At 77.4% G+C, this 5,200-nt stretch carries 5 protein-coding genes; 2 read left to right on the top strand and 3 right to left on the bottom strand.

Annotated elements, in window-relative coordinates; translation table 11 throughout:
• On the top strand, positions 1-486 hold a 486-nt coding region (locus tag JZ5iCDA_RS15315), incomplete at its 5' end, for a CAP domain-containing protein (protein ID WP_216093462.1).
• Here JZ5iCDA_RS15315 and JZ5iCDA_RS15320 read toward each other — a convergent pair.
• Genes JZ5iCDA_RS15320 through JZ5iCDA_RS15330 form a run of 3 tightly spaced genes read right to left on the bottom strand, consistent with a single transcriptional unit; the run spans position 487 to position 3,860 of the window.
• Entirely contained in the window at positions 487-1,068 is a 582-nt protein-coding gene (locus tag JZ5iCDA_RS15320; protein WP_069387936.1) for a methylated-DNA--[protein]-cysteine S-methyltransferase, read from the bottom strand. It abuts the gene before it with no gap.
• The gene (locus JZ5iCDA_RS15325) at positions 1,065-2,795 is read right to left on the bottom strand and encodes a DNA-3-methyladenine glycosylase 2 family protein (protein ID WP_069387937.1); all 1,731 of its coding nucleotides are present in this window, start codon (positions 2,793-2,795) and stop codon (positions 1,065-1,067) included. Before JZ5iCDA_RS15325 ends, JZ5iCDA_RS15320 begins: the two co-directional genes overlap by 4 nt.
• Before the next feature lie 33 nt (positions 2,796-2,828).
• Positions 2,829-3,860: an alpha/beta hydrolase gene (locus JZ5iCDA_RS15330; protein WP_069387938.1), complete on the bottom strand. Its 1,032-nt coding sequence runs from the start codon at positions 3,858-3,860 to the stop codon at positions 2,829-2,831.
• 21 nt (positions 3,861-3,881) lie between these two features.
• Between JZ5iCDA_RS15330 and JZ5iCDA_RS15335 the strand changes: the two genes are divergently transcribed.
• Positions 3,882-4,961, top strand: coding sequence for an enoyl-CoA hydratase/isomerase family protein (locus tag JZ5iCDA_RS15335; protein ID WP_069387939.1), 1,080 nt, complete (start codon positions 3,882-3,884; stop codon positions 4,959-4,961).
• Positions 4,962-5,200 lie beyond the last annotated feature (239 nt).

A 5,200-nucleotide genomic window follows, 5' to 3' on the forward strand; every position in this document is an offset into this window, starting at 1 on the left:
CCGGCCTCCGCGGAGCCCGCACCCGCGTCCCCGGCACCCGCTCCGGCTCAGGCTCCGGCACCGACCCCCGCCCCCGCGCCGGCACCGTCGCCCACCGCGCCCCTGACGCCGAGCGGGCCCTCGGCGGAGGTCACGGCCGTCGTCGAGCTGACGAACGCCGAGCGCGCGGCCGCGGGCTGCGCACCCCTCGTCCTCGACGCGCGGCTCACGGCGGCGGCGCAGCTGCACAGCGAGGACATGCTCGCGCAGGGCTACTTCGACCACACGAGCCTCGACGGCCGATCCCCGTGGGACCGGGCGAAGGCGCAGGGCTACGCGAACCCGTCGGGCGAGAACATCGCGAAGGGTCAGCGCACGGCCGAGGAGGTCGTCCGGGCCTGGATGGACTCGCCGGGGCACCGCGCGAACATCCTCAGCTGCGACTCGACCGAGATCGGGGTCGGCTACGCGGGCGGCGTGTGGACCCAGCTCTTCGGCCGCGGCTGATCAGGACGGCGTGGTCCCGGCGACGCGACGCTCCCGGTCGAGCAGGCTCCGCTTGACGGCGAGGCCGTAGCGGTAGCCGCCGAGGCTGCCGTCGGTCCGCAGCACGCGGTGGCACGGCACGAACAGGGCGGCCGCGTTCATCGCGCACGCGCCCGCCGCCGCGCGGACGGCCGCCGGCCGGCCCGACAGCTCGGCGTACCGCGTGTACGTCACCGGGTCCCCGGGCGCGACCGTGCGCAGGACGTCCCACGCGTGCGCCCGGTAGGGCCCGGAGACCTGGCGCACGGGCACGTCGTCGATCGCGTGCACGTCGCCGGCGTAGTAGGCGCGGACGGCGCCGACGGCGGTCGCGACCGCCGGGTGGTCCTCCGCGACCGGCTCCGCCTCCGCGGGGCGCAGGCTCGGGTGGACGAGCGCGACGAGCTCGCCGACGTCGTCGGTCCAGCCGGACGCCAGCACCGCGCCGTCGGGCGCGACGACGAGCGTGAACGGGCCGTCGGGCGTCGCGACCGACGTCGTGACGGCGGTCGTGGGGGTCGTCGTGGGGCGGGTGGTCGTGGGGCGGGCGGTCGTGGCGGTCACGTGTCCTCCTGGGGGATCGCCGGGTCGTTCGAGGTTGTCGGGATGGCCGGGGTGGTCGGGACGGTCGGGCCTGTCGCGCGCCACAGGTGCATCGCGGCGTAGGAGCGCCAGGGCGCCCAGCGCTCGGCGTGCGCCACGAGCGCGCGGCGGTCGTCGGGCAGGCCGAGCGCGCGGGCGCCGGCGCGCAGGGCGAGGTCGCCGTCGAGCAGGACGTCGGGGTCGTGCAGCACGCGCATCGCGACGTACCCGGACGTCCAGGGCCCGACGCCGGGCAGCGCCTCGAGCGCGGCGCGCAGCGCCGCGGGGTCGTCGGCGGGGGAGACAGCGAGGTCGCCGTCGGCGAGCGCCCGGGCGGCACCGAGGATCGCGGCGGTGCGCCGCGCGGGACCGCGCAGGTGGGCCGCGCCGTCCGCGGCGAGGCGCTCGGCGGTGGGGAACAGGCGCATGGGCCCGAACCGTGACGCGAACGGCGCACCGAGGGCCTCCGCGAGACGCGAGAGGTGCGTCCGCGCGGCGGCGACGGAGATCTGCTGGCCGACGAGGGCGCGCACGAGGATCTCCGCGCCGTCGACCGCGCCCGGCAGACGCACGCCCGGCGTCGACCGGACCGATCCCGCGAGCGCCGGGTCGGCCGTGAGCGCGGCGTCGACGGCGTGCGGGTCGGCGTCGAGGTCGAACAGCCGCCGGACGCGCGCGATCGCCGCCGGCAGGTCCGCGACGGACGTCAGCTCGAGCTCGACGCGGAACCGCGGGGGCCCCGGGCTCGTGAACGCATGGCTTGTACTGCTTGTATTGCTTGCGTTGCTTCCGTTTCCTGCGGGGCGACGCGACGCGCTGTCGTCGGGCAGCGGCCCGTACGTCGCGCGGAACGCGCCGGGCCCGTGCGGCAGCGCGAGCGTGCGCGCGTAGGACAGGCACGTCGGATCGCTCGTGTCGACGACCTCCACGCCCGTCACCGCGCGTGCGGCGAGGAAACCGAAGACGCCGCGCGCGTCGTACGGCTCGCGCAGGGGCAGGACGAGGTCGAGCGTCGCCGCACGGGCGTCGGCGCCCTCCGCGGGCGGCGCGTCGCCGACGGCGGGCGGTGCCGTGTCTGTGCGCACGGCCGAGCGCACGGCCGCTCGGGCGCGGCGGCGCAGCTCGCCCGGCGTCGTGTCGAAGACCTCGGCGACCGTGTCGTTGAACTGCCGCACGCTGCCGAAGCCGGCGGCGAACGCGACGTCGGCGAGGCGCAGGTCCGTGCCGGTGAGCAGCGCGCGGGCCGTCTGGGCGCGCAGCGCGCGGGCGAGCGCCACGGGTCCGGCGCCGAGCTCGGCGACGAGGACGCGGTGCACGTGGCGCGGCGTGTACCCGAGGCGCGCCGCGAGGCCGTCGACGCCCTCCCGGTCGACGACGCCGTCGCCGACGAGCCGCATCGCGCGCGCCGCGAGGTCGTGGCCGAGGTCCCAGCTCGGCGTGCCGGGGACGGCCTCGGGCAGGCAGCGCTTGCACGCGCGGTAGCCGGCCTCGTGGGCCGCGGCGGACGTCCGGTAGAACGTCACGTTCTCCGGCCGGGGCGTGCGCGCCGGGCACGACGGGCGGCAGTAGATGCGCGTCGTGCGGACGGCCGTGACGAACTGGCCGTCGAACCGGCGGTCGCGCGACGCGATGGCGCGGTAGCGCTCGGCGAAGACCGGGTCGTCGGTCGCCGTCGCCGTGCTCGCGGGGCTGGGCTGCGTCGTGGTCACGGTTCGATCCTCGCCCCCCGCACGGCGCCGTGGCTAGCGGGATTCGGACACGGCAGCGCCCGGGGGCACGTGGGCGTCGAGCCAGTCCAGCGCCTCGCGGAGGTAGGTGGAGCGGGCGGGCTCGGGCGAGAGCGCGAGGTCGTGCGCACCGCCCTCGACGGAGACCACGGTGACGTCGTCGCCGAGGCGCGCCGCGCGTCCGACGATGTGCTCGACGTCGAGCACGCTGTCGGTCGTGAGCAGCGCGTCGTGCCATCCGGCGGCCGGACCGCTGCGCGCCGACGCGAGCACGAGCACCGGGCAGTCCACCGCGAGCCCCTTCGCGACGCGGCGGTGCGCCCGGCGCACCGAGCGCAGGAAGCCCGCGCGCACCGGGAAGCCCTCGAGCGGCTTCCACGCGAGGTCGAAGTCCCACTCGCCGCCCGTGCTCGCGTGCAGCGCGCGTGCCCAGTGCTCGTCGAGGTGCCCGACCACGAGCCGCGGCGCGACGCGGCCGACGACGTCGACCACCTGCGTCACCGGGCCCCGGTACAGCCACGGCCTGTTGAGGTCAAACCACGGGCTGTTGAGCACGAGCGCCGCGACCTTGCCCGGTCGGGCGTCCGCCCACAGGCTCGCGACGAGCCCGCCCGTCGAGTGGCCCAGGACGACGATCCGCTCGTGCCCCTCCGCCCGCAGCGCGCGCGCCGCGGCGTCGAGGTCCTGGGCGTACACCGCGAGGTCGGTGACGAAGTTCGGGTCGTCGTCGGACCGGGAGGGCACGCCGGACCCGCGCCCGATCGAGCGCCCGTACCCGCGCAGGTCGAGCGCGAAGAACGGGTAGCCGCGCGCCGCGAACGCCTCGGCGACGTGGGTCTGGAAGAAGTAGTCGATGAACCCGTGCACGTAGAGCACGGCGGGACGCCCCGACGGCTCCGGGCGGTCCTGGGCAGCGTCCCGCACGAGCGTCGCCACCGCCCCGCCCGGCAGGTCGAGGTCGCGCGACTGCCAGGTGCCGCCCAGCACGTCGGGGCGCCAGCGGCCGTGCTCGTCGTCCCCGTGCCGCTCGTCCGTCGCAGTAGGCATGCCCGACGGTACCGTGACGGGGTGACGAGCCAGATCATCGCGCGGTCCGACGACGCCGTCGGCCACCTGACGCTGGACCGGCCCCAGGCGCTCAACGCGCTCGGGTACGACATGCTCGGCGAGATCGCCGACGTCCTCGCCGCCTGGCGCGACGACCCCACGGTGCGCGTCGTGCTCCTCGACGGCGCGGGCGACCGCGGGTTCTGCGCCGGGGGCGACATCCGCGAGCTCCACGCGTCGATCGTGGCGGGCCGCCAGGCCGACGCGCGCCGCTACTTCCGGCGCGAGTACGCCGTCGACGCCGCCATCGCCGAGAGCCCCGTGCCTGTCGTATCGATCATGGACGGGATCACGATGGGCGGCGGCGTGGGGCTCGGCGCGCACGCGGCCGTGCGGGTCGTCACCGAGCGGTCGCGCGTCGCGATGCCGGAGACCCGCATCGGGTTCACGCCCGACGTCGGCGGGTCGTGGCTCCTGGCCCGCGCGCCGGGCCGGCTCGGCGAGCACCTCGCGCTCGGCGCCGTGACGATGGACGGCGCCGACGCCATCCACGCAGGCCTCGCCGACCACCTCGTGCCCACCGAGCGGCTGCCGCTGCTCCACCAGGACCTCGTCGAGCTCGCGGCCGCGGGCGTCGACCCGCTCGACGCCGGCACCGTGCACGAGGTCGCGCGCCGGCACGCCGTCGAGCCCGAGCCCTCGGCGCTGCTCGCACGGCAGGCGCGCGTCGACCGGTGCTACGCCGCGGGCACGGTCCCCGAGATCGTCGCGCTCCTGCGCGAGGCGGCCCGCGCGGGAGACGACGCGGCCGGCGCGGAGGCCGACGAGCTCGAGTCCCTCTCCCCGACGGCGGTCACGGTGGCGCTCGCGGCGATCCGCAGCGCGCGCACCCTGCCCGACCTGCGCGCCGGGCTCGCGCAGGAGTACGGCCTCGTCTCATGGTTCGTCGACACCCGGCCGGACCTCGTCGAGGGCATCCGGGCCCAGGTCGTCGACAAGGACCGCTCGCCGCGGTGGGACCCGCCGTCGCTGGCCGACGTCGACCCGGACCTCGGGGCCGTCGCGCTCGCGTACGCGCCGGCCGAGCCCCTCTGGGGCTGAGTCTCGCCCGGGGACGGCGACGGCCCGCCCCGGAGCACCGGGACGGGCCGTGCACGACGAGCGGGTCGTCAGTCCTGCGGCGGGCGCAGGCGCGTCGCGTCGTCGATGCCGTCGTCGGGCCCGTCGGCGTCGGGCGTTGACGTGCCGGCTCCCGGGGCGTCCGGATGAGGGGCGTCCGGGCCGGGCGCCGGGGGCAGCGGCTGCGTGGGTGCGCCCGGGGCCGCGCCGGCGGGCGGCAT

Source organism: Cellulosimicrobium cellulans (genome assembly GCF_001722485.1).
Lineage (GTDB): Bacteria > Actinomycetota > Actinomycetes > Actinomycetales > Cellulomonadaceae > Cellulosimicrobium > Cellulosimicrobium cellulans_A.